Below are 24,869 nucleotides of genomic sequence, written 5' to 3'. Positions count from 1 at the left end.
CGTGCCGTAGGCTGGGCGTGGCCGCGAGCTGAGAAGAGGGAGCCTGCGTGAACCTGCTCTGGACGATCCTGCTGGGCCTCATCAACGCCGTCGTCGTGGGGGTGCTGGTCCGCCGGGTCATCACGGTGGGCACGGGCTGGGTGCGCAACACCGTCGTCTCCCTCGTCATCGGCCTGTCGCTGTGGCCCATCACGCTGCAGGCGTTCTCGATCCTCGGCATCACCGATCACGGCGCCGTGCCCTGGGTGGGCCTGGGCTTCCAGGCGGCGATGGTCTTCCTCCTGCTCTACGGCTGGTTCATCGTCGTCCAGATGTTCGTCCTCCTGGCCATCGAGCTCGTGGTGCCCTCGGGGTCGTTCACGACCGTCGCGCGCTCGGCCAGCCGGCTGCCCACCTGGTACCGGCGGGTCCGGCGGCTCATCCAGATCCAGCGGATCCTGCTGAAGTTCGGGCTGGGCCGCTACCTGCGCCCGCGCCTGCCCTCCCTGCGCCTCAACCGCCGCGAGATCGCGAAGACGACCGCGGAGGCGTTCGCCGCCGCGGGCGTGACGTTCGTCAAGCTCGGCCAATTCATCGCCACCCGCGCGGACATGGTGCCCATCGAGTTCGTCGAGGAGTTCTCCAAGCTGCAGTCCGAGGTGCCCCCGGTGCCGTTCTCCCAGCTCGAGCCCGAGCTCGTGCGCGCGTGGGGCAGGCCCGTCGACGAGGTCTTCGCGGAGTTCGACACGGTCCCGCTGGCCGCTGCCTCCGTCGCCCAGGTCCACCGGGCCGTCATGTTCGACGGTGCCGAGGTGGTGGTCAAGGTCCAGCGGCCCAAGCTGCGCCGGCAGGTGCGCGCGGACTCGGACATCGTGCTCACGCTCGCCCAGCAGGTCGAGCGGCGCGCGGGCTGGGCGCGCAAGGTCGGCATCGTCAAGCTCGCCGCCGCGTTCGTCGATTCCCTGGCCGCGGAGCTCGACTACCGGGGCGAGGCCGCGCAGACGATCGCACTGCGCCGGGCCGACATCGCCCACGACGACTCGCTCGTGCGCATCCCGGAGGTCTACACCGAGCTCTCCGGGCCCACGGTGCTCGTCCTCGAGCGGATCGAGGGCGTGCCGCTCGCCCGGGCGGGCGCCCGCCTGGACAGGCTCTCGGCGCTGGCCCGCCGCGACCTCGCCGAGCAGCTGTTCGAGATCGTCGCGCGCCAGGTGCTCACGACCGGGATCTTCCACGCGGACCTGCATGCCGGCAACATCATCATCGACGGGGGCGGCCGCGCCGGCCTCATCGACTTCGGGGCGGTGGGCCGCCTCGACAAGCGCGACCGGCGCGATGTCGCGATCCTCCTCGTCGCCTTCGAGCAGCAGAACTCGCAGGCCGCGACCTCCGCGGTGCTCGACATGCTGGGCGCCCCCGTGGGCGTCGACGTGCGCGAGCTGCAGCGCGATGTCGGGCAGATCATGATGCAGTTCCAGACCGCGCCGGGCGGCTACTCCGCGCTGTTCAGCCAGCTCATCGAGTTCTTCGTCGACCACGGCTTCGCGATGCCCTCGACGATCGCCACCGCGTTCCGCGCGATCAGCACGCTCGAGGGCAGCCTCAAGCTCCTCGACCCCCAGCTCGACCTCCTCGACCTCGTCCGCGAGCACGGGGAGGGCCTCCTCGCGGAGACCCGCAGCATGAGCGGGACCATCGAGGACGCCAAGCTCTACGCCGCGACGACGGCCCCGCTCTTCGCGGAATTCCCCGCCCGCGTCTCCCGCGTCGTTCAGCACCTCGAGGACGGCACGCTCGACATCGGCACGAGCGGCCTGGGCCTCGACTCCATCAAGGAGCTCGTCCGCTCGCTCGTCGACAGCCTCGTCCAGGTGGTCCTGTCCACCGCGCTCATCCTGGGCGGCGTCGTCATGATGGCCGCGAACTTCGGCCCACAGCTCACGAGCGAGCTCAAGCTCTTCACGTACTTCGGCGGCTGGATCCTGCTGGGCGGCTGCACCCTCGCCGCGATCGTGCTGGCGCCGTCGCTGAAGAACCGGTCGCTCTAGACCGGGCCGCCGCCCCCACTCCACGGCCGCAGGCGGCTGTGTTGGACAGAAGCTGTGCTGGACAGAAGGAGAACGAGATGGTCGCGCGCACGTCGGTCAGCAGGGCCGCCGGAATCGCGTTCATCGGGGCCAGCTCGCTGCAGTGCGCCAAGCGCGAGGTGTTCGTCGAGCTCGTGCCCGTGCGGTCGCCGGCTGCGGCGCGCCGCATCCAGGCGGCGATGGCGGCCGCGCTCGGCGCCATCGGGGTGGCGCTGGTGGTGCCCGCACTGCGCCGGCGCGCCCGCTGGCCGGCCGTGGCCGTCCTCGCCGGCTCGCTGCCGGCGGCGGTGCGGCAGGTCGTCCGCCCCGCGCAGCTCCAGGGCGCGGGCCTGCCGCCCGAACTCACACCGGTGCGCATCGCCGCCCAGGCGGCGATGATCGCCGTCGTGTGATACGCGACCGGGGAGCCGGCTCGCACCCCGTCGCCGCGCGCCCGGGAGGGCGCGCGGCGCGGCGAGTAAGGCGAGCGGGCCCTCCCGGCCGATCGGCGCGCCGCCGGCCTCAGACCGTGAGCACGACCTTGCCGGTGGTCTGGCGCCCCTCGAGTGCCCGGTGGGCCTCGGCCGCCTGCGCCAGCGGGAAGGCCGTGCCCACCCGGAAGTCGAGCCAGCCCTGCTCCAGGCCCTCCATGACCATGGCCGAGCGCTCGGCCAGCTCCTCGGGCGTGCGGGTGAACCACACGAGCGAGGGGCGGGAGAGGAAGAGGCCGCCCTCGGAGTTGAGGCGCTGGATGTCGAACGGGGGCACCTGGCCCGACGCGCCGCCGAAGAGCACCATGGAGCCGCGGACCCGGAGGGAGGCCAGCGACGCATCGAACGTGTCCTTGCCGACGCCGTCGTAGGCGACGTCGACGCCCTCGCCGCCCGTGAGTTCGCGGACCGTCGCCGCGATGTCGACGTCGGGACCGTAGAGGAAGACCTCGTCCGCGCCGGCGGCGCGGGCCAGCTCCGCCTTCTCCTGGGTGGAAACGGTGCCGATCACGCGGCCGCCCAGGTGCTTGACGAACTGGGTGAGGATGAGGCCCACCCCGCCGGCCGCCGCGTGGATGAGGGCGGTCTGACCGGCCTCGATGCGGTGGGACCCGGTTGCGAGGTACTGCGAGGTCAGGCCCTGCATGGGGATCGCGGCCGCGGTCTCGAAGCCCACGGAGTCGGGCACGCGCATGAGCTCGTCGGCGCTCACGCACACGAGCTCGGCGTACGAGCCGTGGGCGTTGTGCCAGGCCACCCGGTCGCCCACGGCGACCTGCGTGACGCCCTCGCCCAGGGCCCGGACGACGCCGGAACCCTCGACGCCCACCGTGTGGGGGAACTCCATGGGGTAGACCCCGCTGCGGCGGTAGGTGTCGATGAAGTTGATGCCGGCCGCTTTGACCTCGACGAGCACCTCGCCGGCCTGGGGCTCGGGGTCGGGGACCTCGCGGTACTCGAGGACCTCGGGGCCGCCGGCCCTCATCGCCTGGACTGCGTGCATGGGGTGCTCCTGTCCCGCGGGCCTGCCGCGCGCCTCACCGGCAAGGGGGCCGATGTGAATAAAACTCGAGATCTATGTATAGTTATTCAAATGAGTGGGTTCACAGTCGCGGTCTCCGGTGCCACGGGCTATGCCGGGTCGGAGGTGCTGCGGCTCCTCGCCCACCACCCGGAACTCCACGTTACCGCCGTCCTCGGCCACGCGTCCGCCGGTTCCACGATGGGGGAGCACCAGCCCCGCCTCGGCGCCTTCGCCGACATGGTGATCGGGGAGTCCACCGCCCAGAGCCTCGCGGGCCACGACGTCGCCGTCCTCGCCCTGCCCCACGGGGCCTCCGGCCGGATCGCGGCCGAACTCGAGGCCACGAGCCCGCAGACGCTCATCGTCGACCTCGCCGCCGACCACCGGCTCGTCTCCGCGCAGGCGTGGGAGCGCTTCTACGGCAGCGCGCACCCCGGGACCTGGACCTACGGCCTGCCCGAGCTCATGACCGCGCAGGGCAGTCAGCGCGAGCGGCTCGCCGCCGCCCGCCGCATCGCCGTGCCGGGCTGCAACGTCACCGCCGTCACGCTCGGCCTGCAGCCGCTCATCGCCGCGGGGCTCATCGACGAAGCGCATCTCACCGCCGTGCTGGCCAACGGCGTCTCCGGGGCCGGCAAGGCGCCTAAGCCCCACCTCATGGCCGCCGAGGTGCTGGGCGGGGCCAGCCCCTACGGCACCGCCGGCACCCACCGGCACGTCCCGGAGATCATCCAGAACCTCAACGCCGTCCTCGGGCGCCCGGCCGACGACACCGGGGTGAGGATCTCCTTCACCCCCACCCTCGTGCCCATGGCCCGCGGGATCCTCGCGACCATCACCGCCCCGCTGGCGGGCGCCGCGCTCGACGACCACGGGGCCGTGCGCGCCGCCCTGGCCGCGGCGTACGCCGATGAGCCCTTCGTGCGCGTGCTGCCCGAGGGGCAGTGGCCCCACACCGGCGCCACGGTCGGGTCCAACGAGGCGCAGCTCCAGGCCGCCGTCGATCCGGCGGCCGGCACGGCACTCGTCTGCGTGGCGCTGGACAACCTCGTCCGCGGCACCGCTGGCCAGGCCCTGCAGTCCGCGCACCTGGCCCTCGGCCTGCCCGAGGCCCTGTCCCTGCCCACGGAAGGAGTCGCGCCATGAGCACGACCCACCCCCGCGGCTTCGCCGCCGCGGCCGCGACCGCCGGCCTCAAGCCCAGCGGCACCCCGGACCTGGCGCTCGTCGTCAACACCGGCCGCAGCGATGCCGTCGCGGCCGTCTACACGGCCAACCGGTGCAAGGCCAACCCCGTCCTGTGGAGCGAGCAGGCGACCGCGGACGGCCGTGCCCGCGCCGTCGTCCTCAACTCGGGCGGGGCCAACTGCTACACGGGAGCGTTCGGCTTCCAGACCTCCCACCAGACCGCCGAGGAGACCGCGGAGCTCGTGGGCGCCTCGGCCCAGGACGTCGTCGTGTGCTCCACCGGCCTCATCGGCGTGGGCGGCGAGGACTTCCGCGCGAAGATCCTCGCGGCCCTCCCCGGCCTGGCGGCGGACCTGGCAGGGACCCCGGCGGCGGGCCAGGCCGCGGCCCGGGCGATCATGACGACGGACACCGTGCCCAAGACGGTGGCACTCGATGGCCCCGGCTTCCGGATCGGGGGCATGGCCAAGGGCGCCGGCATGCTCGCCCCGGCGCTGGCCACGATGCTCGTCGTGCTCACCACCGATGCGCCGCTGAGCTCCGGGCAGCTCGATGCGGCGCTGCGCGCGGCCACCGCCGCGACGTTCGACCGGCTCGACACGGACGGGTGCATGTCCACGAACGACACCGTCGTCCTCCTGTCCTCGGGCGAGGGCGCCGAGGGCGACGGCGCCGCCGTGGACGAGGCGGCCTTCGCCCGCGCTCTCGCCGACGCCTGCGCGGACCTGGCGGGCCAGCTCCACCGCGATGCCGAGGGAGCCCACCACGACATCGCAATCGAGGTCGCGGGGGCGGCCACGGAGGAGGACGCGGTGGCGGTCGCCCGCGCGATCGCCCGGTCCAACCTGTTCAAGGCCGCGATCTTCGGCGAGGACCCCAACTGGGGCCGCGTCGTCGCCCAGGTGGGCACGACCGACGCGCAGTTCGACCCGCAGAACATCGACGTGGCGATCAACGGGGTGCAGGTGTGCCTCGGCTCCGCCCCGCACGCCGACCCCGCCGAGGTCGTCTTCGCCCGCCGGGTGGACGTGCGCGTCGACCTCCACACGGGGGGCGCCGCCGCCACCATCCTCACCTCCGACCTCACCCACGACTACGTCGAAGAGAACAGCGCGTACGCGACATGAGATACAACACGACCGCCGAGCCCCACGAGCCCAGCCCCGCCGAGCGGCTTGCCCGCGCGCAGGCCAAGGCAGAGGTGCTCACCGAGGCGCTGCCCTGGATCAAGGCCTTCGCCGGCGCCACGATCGTCATCAAGTACGGCGGCAACGCGATGGTCTCCCACGAGCTCCAGCAGAGCTTCGCCGATGACATCGCCTTCCTCCGCTTCGCGGGCATTCGGCCCATCGTCGTCCACGGCGGCGGCCCGCAGATCAACGCGATGCTCGAGCGCCTCGGCATCGAGTCCGAATTCCGCGCCGGCCAGCGGGTGACCTCCCCGGAGGCCGCGCAGGTCGCCCGGATGGTCCTCTCCGGCCAGGTCAACCGGGACATCGTCGCCCGGATCAACCAGAACGGCTCGAACGCCGTGGGCCTCTCCGGCGAGGACGCGGACCTCATGCTCGGGGAGCCGCTCACCGTCGAGGACGGCGGCCAGCTGGTCGACCTGGGCCGCGTGGGCCGCATCGTCGAGGTCAACACCTCGGTGCTCGACGAGTTGCTCGACGCCGGCCGCGTCCCGGTCGTGTGCTCGATCGCCGCGGAGCGCCGCGGGGCTCCGGACCAGCCGCTCAACGTCAACGCGGACCTGGCCGCGGCGGCCATCGCCCGCCACATGCGCGCGGACAAGCTCATCGTGCTCACCGACGTGCCCGGGGTCTACGCGAACTGGCCGGACCGCGACAGCCTCATCTCCCGGATCTCCCCGGACGAGCTGCGGGCCCTCCTGCCCAGTCTGGACTCCGGGATGATCCCCAAGATGACCGCCGCTCTCGAGGCCGTCGACCACGGTGTCACGCAGGCGCACATCATCGACGGCCGCACCGCGCACTCCGTGCTCCTCGAGGTCTTCACCGACCAGGGGATCGGCACGATGGTGCAGGCCCCGGGCGCCCGGCTGCGGACCCACCGCGAGCCCGGCCACGGCGCGGTCGAGGACCACGGCGGGCACGGCGCGGCGGGCGCCTCGGACCCCGCCGCGGAGAGCGCGGCTGCCCGCACCCAGCCCACCGATCCGATCACCGCCCCGCAGGAGGCACCCCATGGCTGAGCCCGCTCCCGCCGAGACCTGGCGGACCGCCCACGAAGCAGCGCTGCTGCCCGCGCTCGGCCGCCCGCAGCGCCTGCTCACCCACGGCAGTGGTGCCCGCGTGTGGGACGCCGAGGGCCGCGAATACCTCGACCTGCTCGCCGGGATCGCGGTCAACGCGCTCGGGCACGCCCACCCGGACTACGTGCGCGCCGTGAGCGAGCAGGCCGCCACGCTCGGCCAGATCTCGAACTACTTCGCCTCGGAGCCCCAGATCGCGCTGGCCGGCCGGCTGCTCGCCCTCGCCGAGGCGCCCGCCGGCTCCGCGGTCTACTTCTGCAATTCCGGGGCCGAGGCCAACGAGGCCGCGCTCAAGATGGCCCGGCGCGTGCCCGCCGGCCCCGGCGGCGCGCCGCGCACCACCATCGTCGCCGTCGAGGGCTCGTTCCACGGCCGCACCATGGGCGCGCTCGCCATGACCTCGAAGGAGGCGTTCCGGGCGCCGTTCGAGCCCGGCGTGCCCGGCATCCGGTTCGTCCCGTTCGGCGACGAGGCGGCGCTGCGGGCCGCGGTGGACGAGACGTGCCAGGCCGTCATCGTCGAGCCCATCCAGGGCGAGGGCGGTGTGCGCAACCACCCCGCCGGCTATCTGCGGGCCGCCCGCGAGGCCACGCGGGAGGCCGGCGCCCTGCTCGTGCTCGACGAGGTCCAGACCGGCATCGGCCGCTGCGGTGCCTGGTTCGCCTTGCAGCGCCCGGACATCGGCGAGGGGATCGTCCCGGATGTCGTGACGCTGGCCAAGGGGCTGGGCGGGGGCCTGCCGATCGGCGCGACGATCGCGTTCGGCTCCAGCGCCGCGCACCTCCTGCAGCCGGGCCAGCACGGCTCGACGTTCGCCGGCAACCCCATCGTCACCGCCGCGGCCGGGGCCGTGCTCGACGTCATCGAGCGCGACGGGCTCGTCGCCGCAGCCCAGGACCTGGGGGAGCGGCTCGCCTCGGCCCTCATGAAGGCCGACGGCGTGACCGCCGTGTCCGGCGCGGGCCTGCTGCGCGCGTTCGAGCTGCCGGAGCTCGACTCGCACGACGTCGTGGCCGCGGCGCTGGAGGCGGGCTTCATCTGCAACGCCGTGAGCGCGCACCGCGTCCGGCTCGCCCCGCCGCTCATCGTGAGCGCCGAGCAGCTCGACGCGTTCACCGCCGCCCTGCCGGACATCATCGCCGCAGCCGCCCGGCGGGCGAAGGACAAGGAGAAGGAGGCCGCAGCATGACCCGTCACTTCCTGCGCGACGACGACCTGAGCCCGGACGAGCAGGCCGAGGTGCTCGACCTGGCCGCCCGCCTCAAGGCCGCGCCGTACTCCGCGCGCCCGTTCGAGGGCCCGGAGACCGTCGCGATCGTCTTCGACAAGACCTCGACCCGCACCCGCGTGTCCTTTGCCGCGGGCGTCGCGGAGCTGGGCGGCAGCCCGCTCATCATCAACCCCGGCGAGTCGCAGCTGGGCCACAAGGAGTCGATCGCGGACTCCGCCCAGGTGCTCAGCCGCATGGTCGCGACGATCGCGTGGCGGACCTATGCGCAGGCGGGCCTCGAGGAGATGGCCGCCCACGCGACGATCCCCATCATCAACGCGCTCTCCGATGACTTCCACCCCTGCCAGCTCCTCGCCGACCTGCTCACGATCCGCGAGCACCGCGGCACCGGGCAGGGCAACGGGCTGGCCGGGCTGGCGCTGAGCTACTTCGGCGACGGGGCGAACAACATGGCCCACTCCTACCTGCTGGCCGGCGCCACCGCGGGCATGGACGTGCGCATTGCGGCCCCGGACGGCCACCAGCCGGACCCGCAGGTGCTCGCCCGCGCCCAGGAGATCGCCGCGGCCACCGGCGGCTCGGCCGCCGTGACCGCGGACCCGGTGCGGGCCGCGCAGGGCGCAGACGTCCTCGTGACGGACACGTGGGTCTCGATGGGCCAGGACCACGCGGGCCGCGACGACGCCGCCTCGCCGTTCACCGCCTACCAGGTGACCGAGGAGCTCATGGCCGCCGGCCGCGACCCGATCTTCCTCCACTGCCTGCCCGCCTACCGCGGAAAGGAGGTCGCAGCCACCGTCATCGACGGCCCCCGCTCCGTCGTCTTCGACGAGGCGGAGAACCGCGTGCACGCCCAGAAGGCGCTCATGACGTGGCTGCGGGAGCGATCATGAGCGCGGCCGCGCCCCAGCGCGGCTGCGAGAGCCCCGCGACGAAGACCGCCCGCCAGCAGCTGCTCGCGGACATCATCCGGCGCAACCGGGTCCATTCGCAGTCCGAGCTCGTCGACCGGCTTGCGCAGGCCGGCGTGACCGTGACGCAGGCAACCCTGTCGCGCGATCTCGTCGAGCTCGCCGCCGTCAAGGTGCGCACCGCGGACGGCTCGGTCTACGCTGTTCCGGGCGAGGGCGGGGACCGCACGCCCCAGCAGGGGATGGGGGCCGAGGTCCTCGACGCCCGCCTCCACCGTCTTCTCGAGGAGCTGCTCGTCTCCGCGGTGGCCTCCGGGAACTTCGTCGTGCTGCGCACCCCGCCGGGGGCCGCGCAGTACCTCGCGTCCTCGCTCGACCACTCGTCGCTGCCCGCGGTCATGGGCACGATCGCCGGGGACGACACCGTCCTCATCATCGCGGTCGACGAGGAGGGCGGCGCGAAGCTCGCTGAGACCCTCATCGAACTCGCCACCGGACGCGGCTGACCCGCCCGCGCCTGAACCGCCGGACGCGGCTCAGGCGCCGCACACCCCAGGATTTCCCACGCACGGACGAAGGAGAAGAACCACCATGACAGAACGCATCGTGCTCGCCTACTCGGGCGGACTCGACACCTCCGTGGCCATCGGCTGGATCCAGGAGGCCACCGGGGCCGAGGTCGTCGCCATGGCCGTCGACGTCGGCCAGGGCGGGGAGGACCTCGAGACGATCCGCCAGCGCGCACTTGGCTGCGGCGCCGTGGAGGCCTACGTCGCCGATGCCCGCGATGAGTTCGCCGAGGAGTACTGCATGCGCGGGCTCAAGGCCAACACGCTCTACATGGACGCCTACCCCAACGTCTCCGCCCTCTCCCGCCCGCTCATCGCCAAGCACCTCGTGGCCGCGGCCCGCCAGTACGGCGCGGGCACGGTGGCGCACGGCTGCACCGGCAAGGGCAACGACCAGGTCCGCTTCGAGGTCGCGATCACGTCGCTCGCCCCGGACCTCACGTGCATCGCCCCGGTGCGGGACCTGGCGCTGACCCGCGAGGCGGCCATCGAGTACGCCCAGCGCAACGACCTGCCCATCGTCACGACGAAGAACAACCCGTTCTCCATCGACCAGAACGTCTGGGGCCGCGCCGTGGAGACCGGCTTCCTCGAGGACATCTGGAACGGCCCCACGAAGGACGTCTACGACTACACCGACGATCCGGAGTTCCCCCCGCCGGCCGACGAGGTGACGATCGCGTTCGCGCGCGGCATCCCCGTCGCGATCGACGGCGCCCCCGTCACCCCCCTGCAGGCCATCGAGCAGCTCAACCAGCGCGCCGGCGCCCAGGGGATCGGGCGCATCGACATCGTCGAGGACCGGCTCGTGGGCATCAAGAGCCGCGAGGTCTACGAGGCGCCGGGCGCCATGGCGCTCATCGCCGCGCACCGGGAGCTGGAGAACATCACGCTCGAGCGCGAGCAGGCCCGCTTCAAGAAGCTCGTCGACCAGCGCTGGACCGAGCTCGTCTACGACGGCCAGTGGTACTCCGAGCTCAAGGACTCCCTCGACGCGTTCATTGACGACAGCCAGGAGCACGTCTCCGGTGAGATCCGCATGACGCTGCACGGTGGGCGGGCCACCGTCACCGGGCGCCGCTCGGATGACTCGCTGTACGATTTCAACCTCGCGACCTACGACGAGGGCCAGTCCTTCGACCAGTCCGCAGCCCGCGGCTTCATCGACATCTACGGGCTGTCCTCGAAGCAGGCCACGGCGCGCAACCAGCGCCGCGGCTGAACCGCGCCCGAGGAGCGGGCCGGGCAGACCCGGCCCGCGCCTCGGCGGCACAGGCGGGCGCTGCCAGGCGGCAGAGCCCGCCTGGCCGCACGCGCACCCAGCGTTCCGCGCGCGGAGGCATCCGCGCACCCAGCAGTCCGAGCACCCGCGTTCCGCGAACCCAAGGAGAGCCCCGTGTCCGATCGCATCAGCCTGTGGGGCGGCCGCTTCGCCGACGGCCCCGACGACGCGCTCGCCCAGCTGTCGAAGTCCACGGACTTCGACTGGCGCTTCGCCCGCTACGACATCGCGGGCTCGCGCGCCCACGCCCGCGTGCTACACACCGCGGGGCTGCTCGACGACGCGGAGCTGGCCGGGATGCTCACGGCGCTCAACACGCTCGAGGACCGGGTGGTGAGCGGGGCGTTCACCGCCGCGCAGGCCGATGAGGACGTCCACTCGGCGCTCGAGCGGGGGCTGCTCGAGATCGCCGGTGCGGACCTGGGCGGCAAGCTGCGCGCGGGCCGCTCGCGCAACGACCAGATCGCGACGCTGGGCCGCATGTACCTGCGCGACGCCGCGCGCACGCTCGCCGGCGGCGTCCTCGATGCCGTCGATGCGTTCATCGACCAGGCCGAGGCGCACCGGGACGTGCCCATGCCCGGGCGCACCCACCTCCAGCACGCCCAGCCGGTGCTGCTGGCCCACCACCTCCTCGCCCACGCGTGGCCGCTCATGCGCGACGTCGAGCGCCTCGTCGACTTCGACCGCCGCGCGGCGCTCTCGCCCTACGGGTCCGGGGCGCTCGCCGGCTCCTCGCTCGGCCTGGACCCGGAGGCCGTGGCCGCGGAGCTCGGGTTCGCCGGCGCGGTGGAGAACTCGATCGACGGCACGGCCTCGCGCGATGTGTTCGCGGAGTTCCTCTTCGTGGCGGCGATGATCGGCATCGACCTCTCCCGCCCCAGCGAGGAGATCATCGTCTGGGCGACGAACGAGTTCTCCTTCGCCGTCCTGGACGACCGCTTCTCCACCGGCTCGTCGATCATGCCGCAGAAGAAGAATCCGGACGTCGCGGAGCTCACCCGCGGCAAGTCCGGCCGGATCATCGGCGACCTGGCGGGCCTGCTCGCCACCCTCAAGGGCCTGCCGCTGGCCTACAACCGGGACCTCCAGGAGGACAAGGAGCCCGTCTTCGACGCGGTCGACACGCTCACGCTCCTGCTGCCCGCCTTCACCGGCATGGTCGCCACGCTGCGCTTCCACACGGAGAAGATGGAGCACCTGGCCCCGCGCGGCTTCGCGCTGGCCACCGACGTCGCCGAGTGGCTCGTGCGCCAGGGCGTGCCCTTCCGCGTCGCCCACGAGCTCTCCGGGGAGGCCGTCCAGCTCGCCGAATCCCGCGGGGTCGAGCTGTGGGACCTGAGCGATGAGGACTACGCCGGCATCTCCGAGCACTTCACCCCGGCCATGCGGGAGGTGCTCACCACCCGCGGGTCCATCGACTCGCGCAGCGCCAAGGGCGGCACCGCCCGCTCCGCCGTGGACGCGCAGCTCGAGCGGGCGCGCGCCGAGTCCGCGCGGCTGCGCGCGTTCGCGGATGCGCCGGTGCGCTCGGCGGACTCTGACGCGCCGGTGGGCTCGGAGGACTGAGCCGGCAGGGCCTGCACCGCACCCGAGGCGCCGGCGAGGTCGGCCGCGCCCGCGCCTCGGTCGCCGATGAGGGCGCGGGCCGCCCGCGCCTCGGGCGCCGGTGAGAGCGCGGGCTGCGCCCCGCTAGGATGGGCGCGGGCGCGCGCCCGGCCCGTGCCCCGCAGCCGCGGGGACAGCGGGCGCATCCTCACCAGCGCAGTTTCGAAAGGCAGACCGTGACGGACATCCTCGGCGACCTCCAGGCCCGCGACATCGTCGCGCAGACCACGGACGAGGACGCGCTGCGCCGCGACCTCGACGCGGGGCCGCTGACGTTCTATGTGGGCTTCGACCCCACGGCGCCCAGCCTGCACATGGGCAACCTCGTCCAGCTCCTCGTGGCGCGCCGCCTCCAGCTGGCCGGCCACAACCCGCTCGCGCTCGTGGGCGGTGCGACGGGCCTCATCGGGGACCCGCGGATGAGCAGCGAGCGCAACCTCAACTCCCGCGAGGTCGTCGCGGAATGGGTGGGGCGCATCCGCGGCCAGGTGGAGAAGTTCCTCGACTTCGACGGCCCGCACGCGGCCCGCATGGTCAACAACCTCGACTGGACCGGCGGGGTCTCCGCGATCGACTTCCTGCGCGACATCGGCAAGCACTTCCCCGTCAACCGGATGCTCGCGAAGGAGGCCGTCTCCGCCCGCCTGAACTCCGAGTCGGGCATCTCGTTCACCGAGTTCAGCTACCAGATCCTCCAGGGCAACGACTACCTCGAGCTCTACCGCCGCTACGGCTGCACGCTGCAGACCGGCGGCTCGGACCAGTGGGGCAACCTCACCTCCGGCACGGACCTCATCCGCCGCGTGGAGCAGGGCCACGTGCACGCGCTGTCCACGCGCCTCATCACGAAAGCCGACGGCACGAAGTTCGGCAAGACGGAGTCCGGCACTGTGTGGTTGGACTCCGCGCTGACCTCGCCGTACGCGTTCAGCCAGTTCTGGCTCAATGCCGCCGATGCGGATGCCCCGGGCTACCTGCGGGTGTTCTCCCTGCGCCCGCTGGAGGAGATCGAGCAGCTCATCGCCGCCTTCCGCGCGGCACCCCACACGCGCCTCGTGCAGAAGGCGCTGGCCGAGGAGGTCACCGCGCTCGTCCACGGGCCCGAGGCGACCGCGCAGGCCTTCGCCGCGGCCGATGCGCTCTTCGGCACGGGCGATCTCGCGGCGCTGGAGCCGGCGACGCTCTCTGCGGCCGTCGACTCGCTGCCCACCGCTCGGCTGCCGCGCTCGGCGCTCACGGCAGGGATCCCCGTGCTCGACGCCTTCGTCGAGGCCTTCGCGGGCTCCGGCAGCCTCAAGTCCAAGGGCGAAGTCCGCCAGGCCATCAAGCAGGGCGGGGCGTACATCAACAACGCGAAGGTCGACTCGGATGCCGCTGTCATCGACGCGCAGCGGGTCCTCGACGCGGGGGAGTCCGCCGTGGCGGTGCTGCGCCGCGGGAAGAAGACCCTGGCCGCGCTGCGGTTCGCGTGAGGCCGCACGGGGCCGATCCCCGGTCCGATTTGCACGCGCCCCGCACGAGGGGGTAGATTCGTCTCTCGCCGCTGCGGACGGGAAACCGAACGCGGCGGCGGGATTTCGATCGGGCTCATGACACTTCTTCGGAGTGTGTGGTGAGGGTCACGGCGGAGCGGCTTGCTTCGCAGTGAAGATCGGGTCTAAGCTAGGTGATTGTTCGCCTCGAGCAGCGCGACCGGCCCGCACGGGTCCGGTGGAGCGGAAGTCGGGGCACCCGGCATCCTTCTGTGGGTCTCGCACGCCGTGTGGGGCTCGGGTTGGTGTGCCTGTTCTTTGAGAACTCAATAGCGTATTCGTACATACAAGTCTTTCTGCGATGCCAGTATTTTTGTTGTATTGGCTGGCAGAAGTATTTAGTTATTTGATTGACGTAACGGACACCCGGCTGCCTGCCCTTTGTGGTGGGTTGGTGGGGTGTTGTTCTTGTCAGTGATTCTTTTGTCGGCTGGGGTCTTTTTTGACTCGCACATTTTTTTGTGGAGAGTTTGATCCTGGCTCAGGACGAACGCTGGCGGCGTGCTTAACACATGCAAGTCGAACGCTGAAGCCTGGTGCTTGCACTGGGTGGATGAGTGGCGAACGGGTGAGTAACACGTGAGTAACCTGCCCCTGACTCTGGGATAAGCCCGGGAAACTGGGTCTAATACCGGATATGACGCGCTGCCGCATGGTGGTGTGTGGAAAGTTTTTTCGGTTGGGGATGGGCTCGCGGCCTATCAGCTTGTTGGTGGGGTGATGGCCTACCAAGGCGACGACGGGTAGCCGGCCTGAGAGGGCGACCGGCCACACTGGGACTGAGACACGGCCCAGACTCCTACGGGAGGCAGCAGTGGGGAATATTGCACAATGGGCGCAAGCCTGATGCAGCGACGCCGCGTGGGGGATGACGGCCTTCGGGTTGTAAACCTCTTTCAGTAGGGAACAAGCCCCTTCGGGGGTGAGGGTACCTGCAGAAGAAGTACCGGCTAACTACGTGCCAGCAGCCGCGGTAATACGTAGGGTACAAGCGTTGTCCGGAATTATTGGGCGTAAAGAGCTCGTAGGTGGTCTGTCGCGTCTGCTGTGGAAACGCATCGCTCAACGGTGCGCGTGCAGTGGGTACGGGCGGACTGGAGTGCAGTAGGGGAGTCTGGAATTCCTGGTGTAGCGGTGAAATGCGCAGATATCAGGAGGAACACCGGTGGCGAAGGCGGGACTCTGGGCTGTAACTGACGCTGAGGAGCGAAAGCATGGGGAGCGAACAGGATTAGATACCCTGGTAGTCCATGCCGTAAACGTTGGGCACTAGGTGTGGGGTCCATTCCACGGATTCCGTGCCGTAGCTAACGCATTAAGTGCCCCGCCTGGGGAGTACGGCCGCAAGGCTAAAACTCAAAGGAATTGACGGGGGCCCGCACAAGCGGCGGAGCATGCGGATTAATTCGATGCAACGCGAAGAACCTTACCAAGGCTTGACATGCACTGGACCGGATCAGAGATGGTTCTTCCCTTTGTGGCCGGTGCACAGGTGGTGCATGGTTGTCGTCAGCTCGTGTCGTGAGATGTTGGGTTAAGTCCCGCAACGAGCGCAACCCTCGTTCTATGTTGCCAGCACGTGATGGTGGGAACTCATAGGAGACTGCCGGGGTCAACTCGGAGGAAGGTGGGGATGACGTCAAATCATCATGCCCTTTATGTCTTGGGCTTCACGCATGCTACAATGGTCGGTACAGAGGGTTGCGATGCCGTGAGGCGGAGCGAATCCCATAAAGCCGGCCTCAGTTCGGATCGTAGTCTGCAACTCGACTACGTGAAGTCGGAGTCGCTAGTAATCGCAGATCAGCAACGCTGCGGTGAATACGTTCCCGGGCCTTGTACACACCGCCCGTCAAGTCACGAAAGTCGGTAACACCCGAAGCCGGTGGCCCAACACTTTGTGGGGGAGCCGTCGAAGGTGGGACTGGTGATTGGGACTAAGTCGTAACAAGGTAGCCGTACCGGAAGGTGCGGCTGGATCACCTCCTTTCTAAGGAGCTGTCACTGATAGCCGCGCGCGGCCTGCCCCTCTTTGTGGGGTGGGTGTTGGTGTGTGGTGGTGGCGCCGTCTGCTCGCCCGTTCGTGGTGGGGGCGGTTGCTCATGGGTGGAACGTCGTAGGAGGCGCCCTTTTTGTGGGGGGTGTGTGTGCGCTGCTGGTCGTGGATGGCTGGTGGCGTGTGCTGCTGTGTGTGTGCGGATGCGCTGTTGGGTCCTGGGAGAACAGGCCCCCCTTGTTGTGTGGGGGTGTGTTGTCCGGGATGCCGCCGCCTGGCGCGGGGCTGGCCTGTGGCTGGTTCTTGTGTGGGTGTGTGGTGGTTGTGTGGTTTGTCAATAGTGGACGCGAGCATCTGGATGTCGCGCGTGTGTGCCCCCTGTCGTGTGGTGGTGCTGCCCTGTGTTTGCGGGGTGGTTCTGCTGTCGGGTGGGTGTGGGCGTGGCGGCATTCTGTGATTTTGTTGTTGTAAGTGTTTCTTGTGTTATCCGACTCGCTGCCCCCTTGTTTTGTGTGGGGTGGTGGTGAGTGTACAAGGGCGCATGGTGGATGCCTTGGCATCAGGAGCCGATGAAGGACGTGGCAACCTGCGATAAGCCTCGGGGAGTTGGTAAGCGAACGGTGATCCGAGGGTGTCCGAATGGGGAAACCCGGCTGTGTGTTGTGCGCAGTCACCCGTGTCTGAATGTATAGGGCATGTGGAGGGAACGTGGGGAAGTGAAACATCTCAGTACCCATAGGAGAAGAAAATAAGAATGATTCCGTGAGTAGTGGCGAGCGAAAGCGGAGGAGCCTAAACCGTGTGTGTGTCAAGCGTGTCGGCGTTGCATGTGCGGTGTTGTGGGGCTGCTTGTGGGGATTCGGCATGGTCCCCGCGTGGGTGCGTGTGCGTAGTCGAATGATCTGGGAAGGTCGACCGGAGTGGGTGAGAGTCCCGTAGGCGAAACGTGTGCGTGCTGCGTTGAGTGGTTCCCGAGTAGGACGGGACTCGTGTAATCCCGTGTGAATCTGCCAGGACCACCTGGTAAGGCTGAATACTTCCTGATGACCGATAGCGGATCAGTACCGTGAGGGAATGGTGAAAAGTACCCCGGGAGGGGAGTGAAAGAGTACCTGAAACCGTGTGCCTACAATCCGTCAGAGCCTCCTTTGTTGGGGTGATGGCGTGCCTTTTGAAGAATGAGCCTGCGAGTTAGTGGTGCGTGGCGAGGTTAACCCGTGTGGGGGAGCCGTAGCGAAAGCGAGTCCGAAGAGGGCGTTTGAGTCGCGTGTCCTAGACCCGAAGCGGAGTGATCTAGCCATGGGCAGGGTGAAGCGTCGGTAAGACGTCGTGGAGGCCCGAACCCACTTCAGTTGAAAATGGAGGGGATGACCTGTGGTTAGGGGTGAAAGGCCAATCAAACTCTGTGATAGCTGGTTCTCCCCGAAATGCATTTAGGTGCAGCGTTGCGTGGTTCTTGCTGGAGGTAGAGCTACTGGATGGCTGATGGGCCCCACCGGGTTACTGACGTCAACCAAACTCCGAATGCCGGTAAGTGTCAGCGTGGCAGTGAGACTGCGGGGGATAAGCTTCGTAGTCGAGAGGGAAACAGCCCAGACCATCAACTAAGGCCCCTAAGCGTGTGCTCAGTGGGAAAGGATGTGGAGTTGCGAAGACAACCAGGAGGTTGGCTTAGAAGCAGCCATCCTTGAAAGAGTGCGTAATAGCTCACTGGTCAAGTGATTCTGCGCCGATAATGTAGCGGGGCTTAAGCACACCGCCGAAGTTGTGGCAGCGCCATGTATAGCCCTAACGGGTGTGGTGCTGGGTAGGGGAGCGTCGTGTGGCCGGTGAAGTCGTCGAGTGATCGAGCGGTGGAGGCTATGCGAGTGAGAATGCAGGCATGAGTAGCGAATGACGGGTGGGAAACCCGTCCGCCGGATGACCAAGGGTTCCAGGGCTAGGCTAATCCGCCCTGGGTAAGTCGGGACCTAAGGCGAGGCCGACAGGCGTAGTCGATGGACAACGGGTTGATATTCCCGTACCGGCGAAGAACCGTCCGTACCGAGGCGTGTGAGACTAACCGCCCAAGCCTCCACCGGGGACTCTTTGAGTTCTTGTGTGGGTGGTGATGGTGGGACCTGAGCGCGTAGTAGGTAAGCGTATTAACAGGTGTGACGCAGGAAGGTAGTCGGGCCCAGCGATGGTTGTCTGGGTCTAAGGCTGTAGGGTGTCCGGTTGGCAAATCCGCCGGGCGTGAGCCTGAGAGCTGATGGGCGCCCCATTTTGTGGGGTGATCCGATGATCCTATGCTGCCGAGAAAAGCATCGGCGTGAGGTTCGAGCCGCCCGTACCCCAAACCGACTCAGGTGGTCAGGTAGAGAATACTGAGGCGATCGAGAGAATCGTGGTTAAGGAACTCGGCAAAATGCCCCCGTAACTTCGGGAGAAGGGGGGCCGCCCCCGTGAAGCCGCCTTTGCGTGGTGATGTGTGGGTGGTGGCCGCAGAGACCAGAGAGAAGCGACTGTTTACTAAAAACACAGGTCCGTGCGAAGTCGTAAGACGATGTATACGGACTGACGCCTGCCCGGTGCTGGAAGGTTAAGAGGACCTGTTAAACACCTTTGGGTGTTGAAGCGGAGAATTTAAGCCCCAGTAAACGGCGGTGGTAACTATAACCATCCTAAGGTAGCGAAATTCCTTGTCGGGTAAGTTCCGACCTGCACGAATGGCGTAACGACTTCTCTGCTGTCTCAACCGCGAACTCGGCGAAATTGCATTACGAGTAAAGATGCTCGTTACGCGCAGCAGGACGGAAAGACCCCGAGACCTTCACTATAGTTTGGTATTGGTGTTCGGTGTGGCTTGTGTAGGATAGGTGGGAGACGTTGATGCGGCATCGCTAGGTGTTGTGGAGTCGTTGTTGAAATACCACTCTGGCCATTCTGGATTCCTTAACTTCGGACCCTGATCGGGTTCAGGGACAGTGCCTGATGGGTAGTTTAACTGGGGCGGTTGCCTCCTAAAGAGTAACGGAGGCGCCCAAAGGTTCCCTCAGCCTGGTTGGCAATCAGGTGTCGAGTGTAAGTGCACAAGGGAGCTTGACTGTGAGACGGACGTGTCGAGCAGGAGCGAAAGCTGGGACTAGTGACCCGGCCGTGGATTGTGGAATCGCGGTCGCTCAACGGATAAAAGGTACCTCGGGGATAACAGGCTGATCTTGCCCAAGAGTCCATATCGACGGCATGGTTTGGCACCTCGATGTCGGCTCGTCGCATCCTGGGGCTGGAGTCGGTCCCAAGGGTTGGGCTGTTCGCCCATTAAAGCGGTACGCGAGCTGGGTTTAGAACGTCGTGAGACAGTTCGGTCCCTATCCGCTGCGTGCGTATGAAATCTGAGAAGGGCTGTCCTTAGTACGAGAGGACCGGGACGGACGAACCTCTGGTGTGCCAGTTGTACCGCCAGGTGCATGGCTGGTTGGCTACGTTCGGGATGGATAACCGCTGAAAGCATCTAAGTGGGAAGCCGGCTTCGAGATGAGATTTCGTTATTAGGTGCCCTAGAGATGATGGGGTTGATAGGCCAGATGTGGGAGCCCTGTGAGGGGTGGAGCTGACTGGTACTAATACGCCGATCACTCACCCATTACGTGCCTTCGCGCACTGTGACTGTTGCCCCGTTTTTGTGGGTGGTGGTTGTGGTGTGGGGGTTGCGGGTCGGGTAACACGAGTAAACACGTTTCGACTGTCATGGTTGGTGTTCGCGTCCACTGTTTTGGCATTGCCGTATCCCGGTGTGCTCCCTTGTTTGCTGCCTGTTGTGGTGGTGTGGGGGTGTCCCGTGTTTTTGCGGTGGTGAGAGTGTTGGGGAAACGCCCGGTTCCATTCCGAACCCGGAAGCTAAGCCTGATCACGCCGATGGTACTGCACCCGAGGGGGTGTGGGAGAGTAGGTCGCCGCCGCAATCCTCTTCGATTGGGGGGTCTGGTCGCTGCGTTGGTGCAGTGGTCGGGCCCCCCTTTCTTTGTTTGCCCCCCGGGGTGTTTTCTTTGCCCCGGGGGGTGTGTTTGTTTTGTCCCGGGGGTTGCTGGTCGGGTGTTCCCGGCCCGGGCGTATCGCCCGTGCGGCCGATGACGCCCTTCGAGGGCAGAGTCCGTCGCTGCCCGGTACGGCACTGCGCCGGTGCAGCGCCTATCGTGGGCCGCATGTTCTCCCTTGCGCAGCTCGCCGTTCCCGTCGTCCAGGCTCCGATGGCCGGTGGCCCCGTCACCCCCGAGCTCGCGGCGGCCGTGTGCACCGTGGGCGGACTGGGCTCGCTGCCCGCGGGCTACCTCTCCACCGCCGAGCTGGCGGCCAACATCGGGGCGCTGCGGGCGCTGACGGAGCGACCCTTCCACGTGAATCTCTTCGTCCCGGAGGCCGTGCGGAGCGACCCCTCCGCCGTCGCTGACTACGCGCGCGCACTGCGCCCGCTGGCCGAGGAGCTGGGCGTGGAGCCTCCGGCTCCCCCTCAGCCCACCGACGATTCCTATGGCGAGAAGCTCGCGCTGCTCGTCGCCGATCCGGTGGATCTGGTGAGCTTCACGTTCGGCCTGCCCGCGCGCGCCGACCTCGACCGGCTCCACGGGGTGGGCACCGCCTGTGCCGCGACGGTGACGAGTGCGGCCGAAGCCCGCGCGGCGCGTGCGCTGCCGATCGATGCGCTCATCGTCCAGGGTCCGGAGGCCGGCGGCCACCGCGCGGTCCACGATCAGTCCGCGCAGCCGGACAGCACTGCGCTCACCGACCTCGTGGCGCAGGTGCGCGCCAGCACCGCCCTGCCCCTCGTCGCCGGAGGGGGCATCGCCGATGCGGGCGCAGCTGCGGCCGTGCTCTCTGCCGGCGCCGATGCCGTGCAGCTGGGCACCCGGTTCCTCACCGTCGCCGAGGCCGGTACCAAACCGGCCCACCGCGCCGCCCTCTTGGCTGGGGAGCGTGCGACCGTGCTCACCCGCACGTACTCGGGACGGCCCGCCCGCGGGCTGCGCAACCGCTTCATCGACCGGCTGAGCTCAGCGGAGGTGGTGGGCTACCCGGAGGTCAACACGATGACCGGCCCGCTGCGCCGCGCGGCCGGCGCCGATCCGGAGATCATGAACATGTGGGCCGGAGAGGGCTATCGCGCCTGCCGCGAGCAGACCGCGGCGGAGCTCATGGCCGAGCTCGCCCACCTGGCGCCCTCTCATTCATGACGCTCGCACCCAGCGCGTGAGTGCCGTGCGCGGGGACATCGGACGCCAGGCGCAGTGCCCGCGGCACGGCGCACTCGCGGCACAGTGCACTCGAGTCGGCATCGCGCGCCCTGCGAGCAGAAGCGCACACGGCCGTCCCTAGCCCGACCGGGGCCGCGATGAAGCGGTGGGCGCCGAGCGGCGCCTGCGGGCTGGGCGCCTCGGCGGGCGGGGCACACCGCTAGGGTGGCGATATGCGCATCGCACTGCTCACCGGCGCGGGGCTCAGCACCGGCGCCGGCATTCCGGACTTCCGCGGCCCCCAGGGCCTGTGGACGCAGGACCCGCGCGCCGAACGGATGTCGACGCTCTCCTGGTACCTGGGCGATGAGGACGTGCGGCGCCTGGCCTGGCGCAGTCGAGCGGAGTCACCCGTCTGGGACTCCGCGCCCACCCGCGCGCACCTGGCGATCGCGCAGGCCGCGCAGCGCGGGACCGTCAGCGGCGTCGTCACCCAGAACACGGACGGCCTCCACCAGCTCGCCGGCACGCCCGCCCACCTCGTGCGCGAGCTGCACGGCAGCATGCGCACCTGGCGCTGCGAGGACTGCCGGGCCACCGGGCCCATGGCCGAGATGATCGAGCGGGTGCGCGCCGGCGAGGCGGACCCGCACTGCGCGCGCTGCGGCGGGATCGTGCGCGGCACCACGATTCTCTTCGAAGAGGCGCTCGATCCGCAGGTCGTCACCGATGCGATCGACATCGTGCAGGCGTGTGACGTGCTCATCGCCGCGGGCACCTCGCTGACGGTCACGCCCGCGGCGGATCTGTTCCCCATCGCGCTGGAGGCCGGTGCCCGGGGCATCATCGCCAACGCCGAGCCCACGCCCTATGACCGTGCGTCCGAGCGCGTGGAGCGCGGCGACCTCGAAGAGGTGATCCCGCGGCTGCTCGCCGAGCTCTGAGCCGGCTCAGAACTCCTCGTAGACCGCCGGATCCTGGTCCTTGAGCCTGCCATCGGGGCGCCCGAGCGCGGAGATGGCCCGCACTTCGGCCGCGGTGAGCTGGACCTGGGCGGCGGCGAGGTTCTGCTGCTGGTGCTCGGCGCTGCCGGCCTTGGGCAGCGGCAGCGAGCCGATGGCCAGGTGCCAGGCGAGCACCGCCTGGATCGGCTCGATGCCGTGGGCCCGGGCCGCTTCGCGCACGGGCTGGGCCTCCGTCACATCGTTGCCGCGGCCCACCGGCGACCACGCCTCGGTGACGATGCCGTGCTGTGCGTCGAATTTGAGCTGCTCAAGCTGGGGGAAATAGGGGTGGAGCTCGATCTGGTTGACCTCCGGCGATACGCCGGTGACGGCCTCGAGGCGCTCGATGTGGTCCGGCAGGAAGTTCGACACGCCGATGTGGGCGACGAGGCCGCGCCTGCGCGCCTCGATGAGCGCCCGCCACGCGTCGACGTAGCGGTCGATGCGCGGATTCGGCCAGTGGATGAGGTAGAGGTCGATGTGATCGAGGCCCATGCGCATGACGGACTCCTCGACGGTGCGCAGCGCCTCGTCGTAGGCGTGGTGGCGACCCGGCAGCTTGGAGGTCACCGTGATGGCCTCGCGCGGCATGCCGGAGGCGCGCACCGCGGCGCCCACCGCGCCCTCGTTCTCGTAGCTGAATGCCGAGTCGAGCAGGGTGTACCCGCCGCGCAGCGCGGTGACGAGGGCATCCCTGCCCGCGGTGCCGTTGAGGCCATAGGTTCCCATGCCGATGGGCGGCAGGTCGATGGCGGTCATGAGCGCTCCCTTCGCGTGGCGTAGTGCCATCGTAGGCACACCCGCCCCGCCCGCTGCAGCACCGGGCGGGGCGCGGGCCGGCGATAGGATGATGTGCCGCGCCCGCGTGCGCCCGCCCTCGTCCAGAGACCCACCGCGTCCGCATCCAGAGGCCCACCGCGCCCAGCGGTCCACCGCGTCCGAAAGGCTCCCATGTCGTTCATCCTGCTCACCGGCTTCGGTGCCGTGGCCGCATGGGCACTCGTCGCGCGGCGCTTCGAGCGCACCGGCATCGCCGGCCCCGCCGCGCTGGCGGCCGTCGGCGCACTGGTGGCGTGCGCCGATGTGAGCGCGTTCCGCGAGGCCGCCGGGTCCGAGGCCGCCGAGCGCTGCGTCGAGCTCGTGCTCGCCGTGCTCCTGTTCATCGACGCCTCCGAGGTGCGCGGCGGCGTGTTCGGCGGCGAGGGCCGCACGGTGGGCCGCCTCGTGCTCATCGCCCTGCCGCTCTCGCTCGTCCTCGTCGTCGCCACCGGATGGTTCCTCCTGCCGCAGGTGGACGCGTTCGCGCTGCTGGCGATCGCGTGCGTCGTCATGCCCACGGACTTCGCGACGGCCGCCGCCCTCCTGCGCAGCGATCGCATCCCGGCGCGCATGCGGCGCATCCTCAACGTCGAGAGCGGCTACAACGACGGGCTCGTCTCGCCCGTGTTCAGCATGGCCATCGCGCTCTCGCTCGTCGCCCAGGCGCTCGACACCGCCGGTGGGGAGGCCGCCGAGGTGTCCCAGCAGAGTGCGCGGCTGATCGAGCAGCACCTCGAGGAGTTCGGCGAGGCGCTCATCGGCGCGCTGCCGGCCACCCTCGTCGCGCTCGCGGTGGGCGTGTCCCTGGGCGCCGCCTTCGGCTGGCTCGCCCGCCTGGCCCACTCGCGCGGGTGGGCGGACGCCTCGGGCATCCGGTTTGTCGCCCTGCTCGTGCCGCCGCTGGCGTTCGGCATCGCGCTGCTGCCGGTGCTTGAATCGAACGGCTTCATCGCGGCGTTCGTGGCGGGAATCGCGTTCCGACTGACCCGCTCCGGCTCCGCGGGCGACGCGGTGCCCCCCGCGGAGCTGCTCCTGGTCGACGAGGTGGGCACGCTCGCGGCAAACTTCGTGTGGTTCGCGCTGGGGGCCATGATCCCCATCGTCGTCGCCGACGGGTTCGACTGGCCGATCGTCCTCATCGCCGTCCTCGCCCTCACCGTGTTCCGCATGCTGCCCGTCTACGTCTCCCTGCTGCGCTCGGACATCGCGCGCTGGGACCGCGCCCTCCTGGGCGCGGTGGGCCCGCGCGGCGCCGCCACGATCGTCTTCGGGCTGCTCGCCTATACGAAGCTGCCGGGTCAGCTCAGCCGGGATGCGCTGACGGCCATGGTGTTCACCGTGGTGGGCAGCATGGTCCTCCACGGCATGCTCGCGCCCGTGCTGCTGCGCCGCTGGCGGGCGCCGGGCACCGCGGCGACCGGTGCGAGCGCCGACCGCGAGGCGCGGCCGGAGAACGAGCGCCGTCTGGGCGGCGAACGCCGCGCGGCAGGTGAGGGCGGTGCGGGCGGAGCGGCCAGTACGGGAGGTAAGGCCAGTGCGGAAGGCGAGGTCCGTGCTGGAGGTGGGGCCCGAGCGCGCGGATCCCGCAGCGGCGGGCCGCAGGCTGTGCCCCGTGCGGGCGGCAGTGCGCGCCCCGCCGAGCCGATAGACTGAGCCGATCACCCGTTTCACGTCCCCAGGGGAGAGC

Annotated in this window: 16 protein-coding genes and 3 rRNA genes; 17 read left to right on the top strand and 2 right to left on the bottom strand. The window is 69.3% G+C overall.

The window, feature by feature from the left end; all coding sequences use genetic code 11:
• Positions 1–47: 47 nt before the first annotated feature.
• Positions 48–2,027, top strand: coding sequence for an ABC1 kinase family protein (locus BRM1_RS04800; RefSeq protein WP_268528848.1), 1,980 nt, complete (start codon positions 48–50; stop codon positions 2,025–2,027).
• Between the two features lie 77 nt (positions 2,028–2,104).
• Positions 2,105–2,458, top strand: a complete 354-nt coding sequence (locus BRM1_RS04795) for a hypothetical protein (protein ID WP_268528846.1) — start codon at positions 2,105–2,107, stop codon at positions 2,456–2,458.
• A gap of 109 nt (positions 2,459–2,567) precedes the next feature.
• Here BRM1_RS04795 and BRM1_RS04790 read toward each other — a convergent pair whose 3' ends face one another.
• Positions 2,568–3,539 carry a quinone oxidoreductase family protein gene (locus BRM1_RS04790; protein ID WP_268528843.1) on the bottom strand — a complete coding sequence of 324 codons (972 nt, stop codon included), beginning with the start codon at positions 3,537–3,539 and terminating at the stop codon, positions 2,568–2,570.
• Between the two features lie 90 nt (positions 3,540–3,629).
• On the opposite strand from BRM1_RS04790, the gene argC reads away from it, so the two are divergent.
• The 14 genes from argC (at position 3,630) to BRM1_RS04720 (ending at position 22,303) form a co-directional block, all read left to right on the top strand.
• Positions 3,630–4,706, top strand: coding sequence for an N-acetyl-gamma-glutamyl-phosphate reductase (gene argC / locus BRM1_RS04785; protein ID WP_268528840.1), 1,077 nt, complete (start codon positions 3,630–3,632; stop codon positions 4,704–4,706).
• A complete protein-coding gene (argJ, locus tag BRM1_RS04780) occupies positions 4,703–5,875 on the top strand; it encodes a bifunctional glutamate N-acetyltransferase/amino-acid acetyltransferase ArgJ (protein ID WP_268528837.1) in 1,173 nt (390 codons plus the stop codon). The genes argC and argJ overlap by 4 nt, the downstream gene beginning before the upstream one ends.
• Positions 5,872–6,960: an acetylglutamate kinase gene (gene argB / locus BRM1_RS04775; protein ID WP_268528834.1), complete on the top strand. Its 1,089-nt coding sequence runs from the start codon at positions 5,872–5,874 to the stop codon at positions 6,958–6,960. The genes argJ and argB overlap by 4 nt, the downstream gene beginning before the upstream one ends.
• Complete coding sequence (locus BRM1_RS04770; protein ID WP_268528831.1) at positions 6,953–8,209, top strand: acetylornithine transaminase; 1,257 nt, start codon at positions 6,953–6,955, stop codon at positions 8,207–8,209. Before argB ends, BRM1_RS04770 begins: the two co-directional genes overlap by 8 nt.
• Entirely contained in the window at positions 8,206–9,144 is a 939-nt protein-coding gene (argF, locus tag BRM1_RS04765) for an ornithine carbamoyltransferase (RefSeq protein WP_268528829.1), read from the top strand. The genes BRM1_RS04770 and argF overlap by 4 nt, the downstream gene beginning before the upstream one ends.
• The gene (locus BRM1_RS04760; protein WP_160952928.1) at positions 9,141–9,668 is read left to right on the top strand and encodes an arginine repressor; all 528 of its coding nucleotides are present in this window, start codon (positions 9,141–9,143) and stop codon (positions 9,666–9,668) included. The genes argF and BRM1_RS04760 overlap by 4 nt, the downstream gene beginning before the upstream one ends.
• Before the next feature lie 85 nt (positions 9,669–9,753).
• Positions 9,754–10,953 (top strand): argininosuccinate synthase, encoded by a 1,200-nt coding sequence (locus BRM1_RS04755; protein WP_268528826.1) that lies wholly within the window; start codon positions 9,754–9,756, stop codon positions 10,951–10,953.
• Positions 10,954–11,127: 174 nt separating this feature from the next.
• Positions 11,128–12,582, top strand: a complete 1,455-nt coding sequence (gene argH, locus BRM1_RS04750; RefSeq protein ID WP_160952885.1) for an argininosuccinate lyase — start codon at positions 11,128–11,130, stop codon at positions 12,580–12,582.
• Positions 12,583–12,797: 215 nt separating this feature from the next.
• Positions 12,798–14,093, top strand: a complete 1,296-nt coding sequence (gene tyrS, locus BRM1_RS04745) for a tyrosine--tRNA ligase (RefSeq protein ID WP_268528823.1) — start codon at positions 12,798–12,800, stop codon at positions 14,091–14,093.
• A 518-nt stretch (positions 14,094–14,611) separates the two neighbouring features.
• A 16S ribosomal RNA gene (locus BRM1_RS04740) occupies positions 14,612–16,143 on the top strand.
• 527 nt (positions 16,144–16,670) lie between these two features.
• A 23S ribosomal RNA gene (locus BRM1_RS04735) occupies positions 16,671–19,775 on the top strand.
• A 201-nt stretch (positions 19,776–19,976) separates the two neighbouring features.
• A 5S ribosomal RNA gene (rrf, locus tag BRM1_RS04730) occupies positions 19,977–20,093 on the top strand.
• Together the 16S, 23S and 5S rRNA genes form the textbook arrangement of a ribosomal RNA operon.
• 240 nt (positions 20,094–20,333) lie before the next feature.
• Positions 20,334–21,359, top strand: coding sequence for a nitronate monooxygenase (locus BRM1_RS04725; protein ID WP_268528820.1), 1,026 nt, complete (start codon positions 20,334–20,336; stop codon positions 21,357–21,359).
• Positions 21,360–21,592: 233 nt separating this feature from the next.
• The gene (locus BRM1_RS04720) at positions 21,593–22,303 is read left to right on the top strand and encodes an SIR2 family NAD-dependent protein deacylase (protein ID WP_268528817.1); all 711 of its coding nucleotides are present in this window, start codon (positions 21,593–21,595) and stop codon (positions 22,301–22,303) included.
• Between the two features lie 6 nt (positions 22,304–22,309).
• Here the strand turns inward: BRM1_RS04720 and BRM1_RS04715 are convergent, their stop codons facing one another.
• The gene (locus tag BRM1_RS04715) at positions 22,310–23,122 is read right to left on the bottom strand and encodes an aldo/keto reductase (RefSeq protein ID WP_202411111.1); all 813 of its coding nucleotides are present in this window, start codon (positions 23,120–23,122) and stop codon (positions 22,310–22,312) included.
• A 192-nt stretch (positions 23,123–23,314) separates the two neighbouring features.
• Between BRM1_RS04715 and BRM1_RS04710 the strand changes: the two genes are divergently transcribed.
• Complete coding sequence (locus BRM1_RS04710) at positions 23,315–24,835, top strand: cation:proton antiporter (RefSeq protein WP_268528814.1); 1,521 nt, start codon at positions 23,315–23,317, stop codon at positions 24,833–24,835.
• Positions 24,836–24,869: the final 34 nt, after the last annotated feature.

Source organism: Brevibacterium sp. BRM-1 (assembly GCF_026802075.1).
Taxonomy (GTDB): domain Bacteria; phylum Actinomycetota; class Actinomycetes; order Actinomycetales; family Brevibacteriaceae; genus Brevibacterium; species Brevibacterium rongguiense.
Note: the sequence above shows the minus strand (reverse complement) of the source record. Positions and strands in the feature narration are given on the sequence as shown.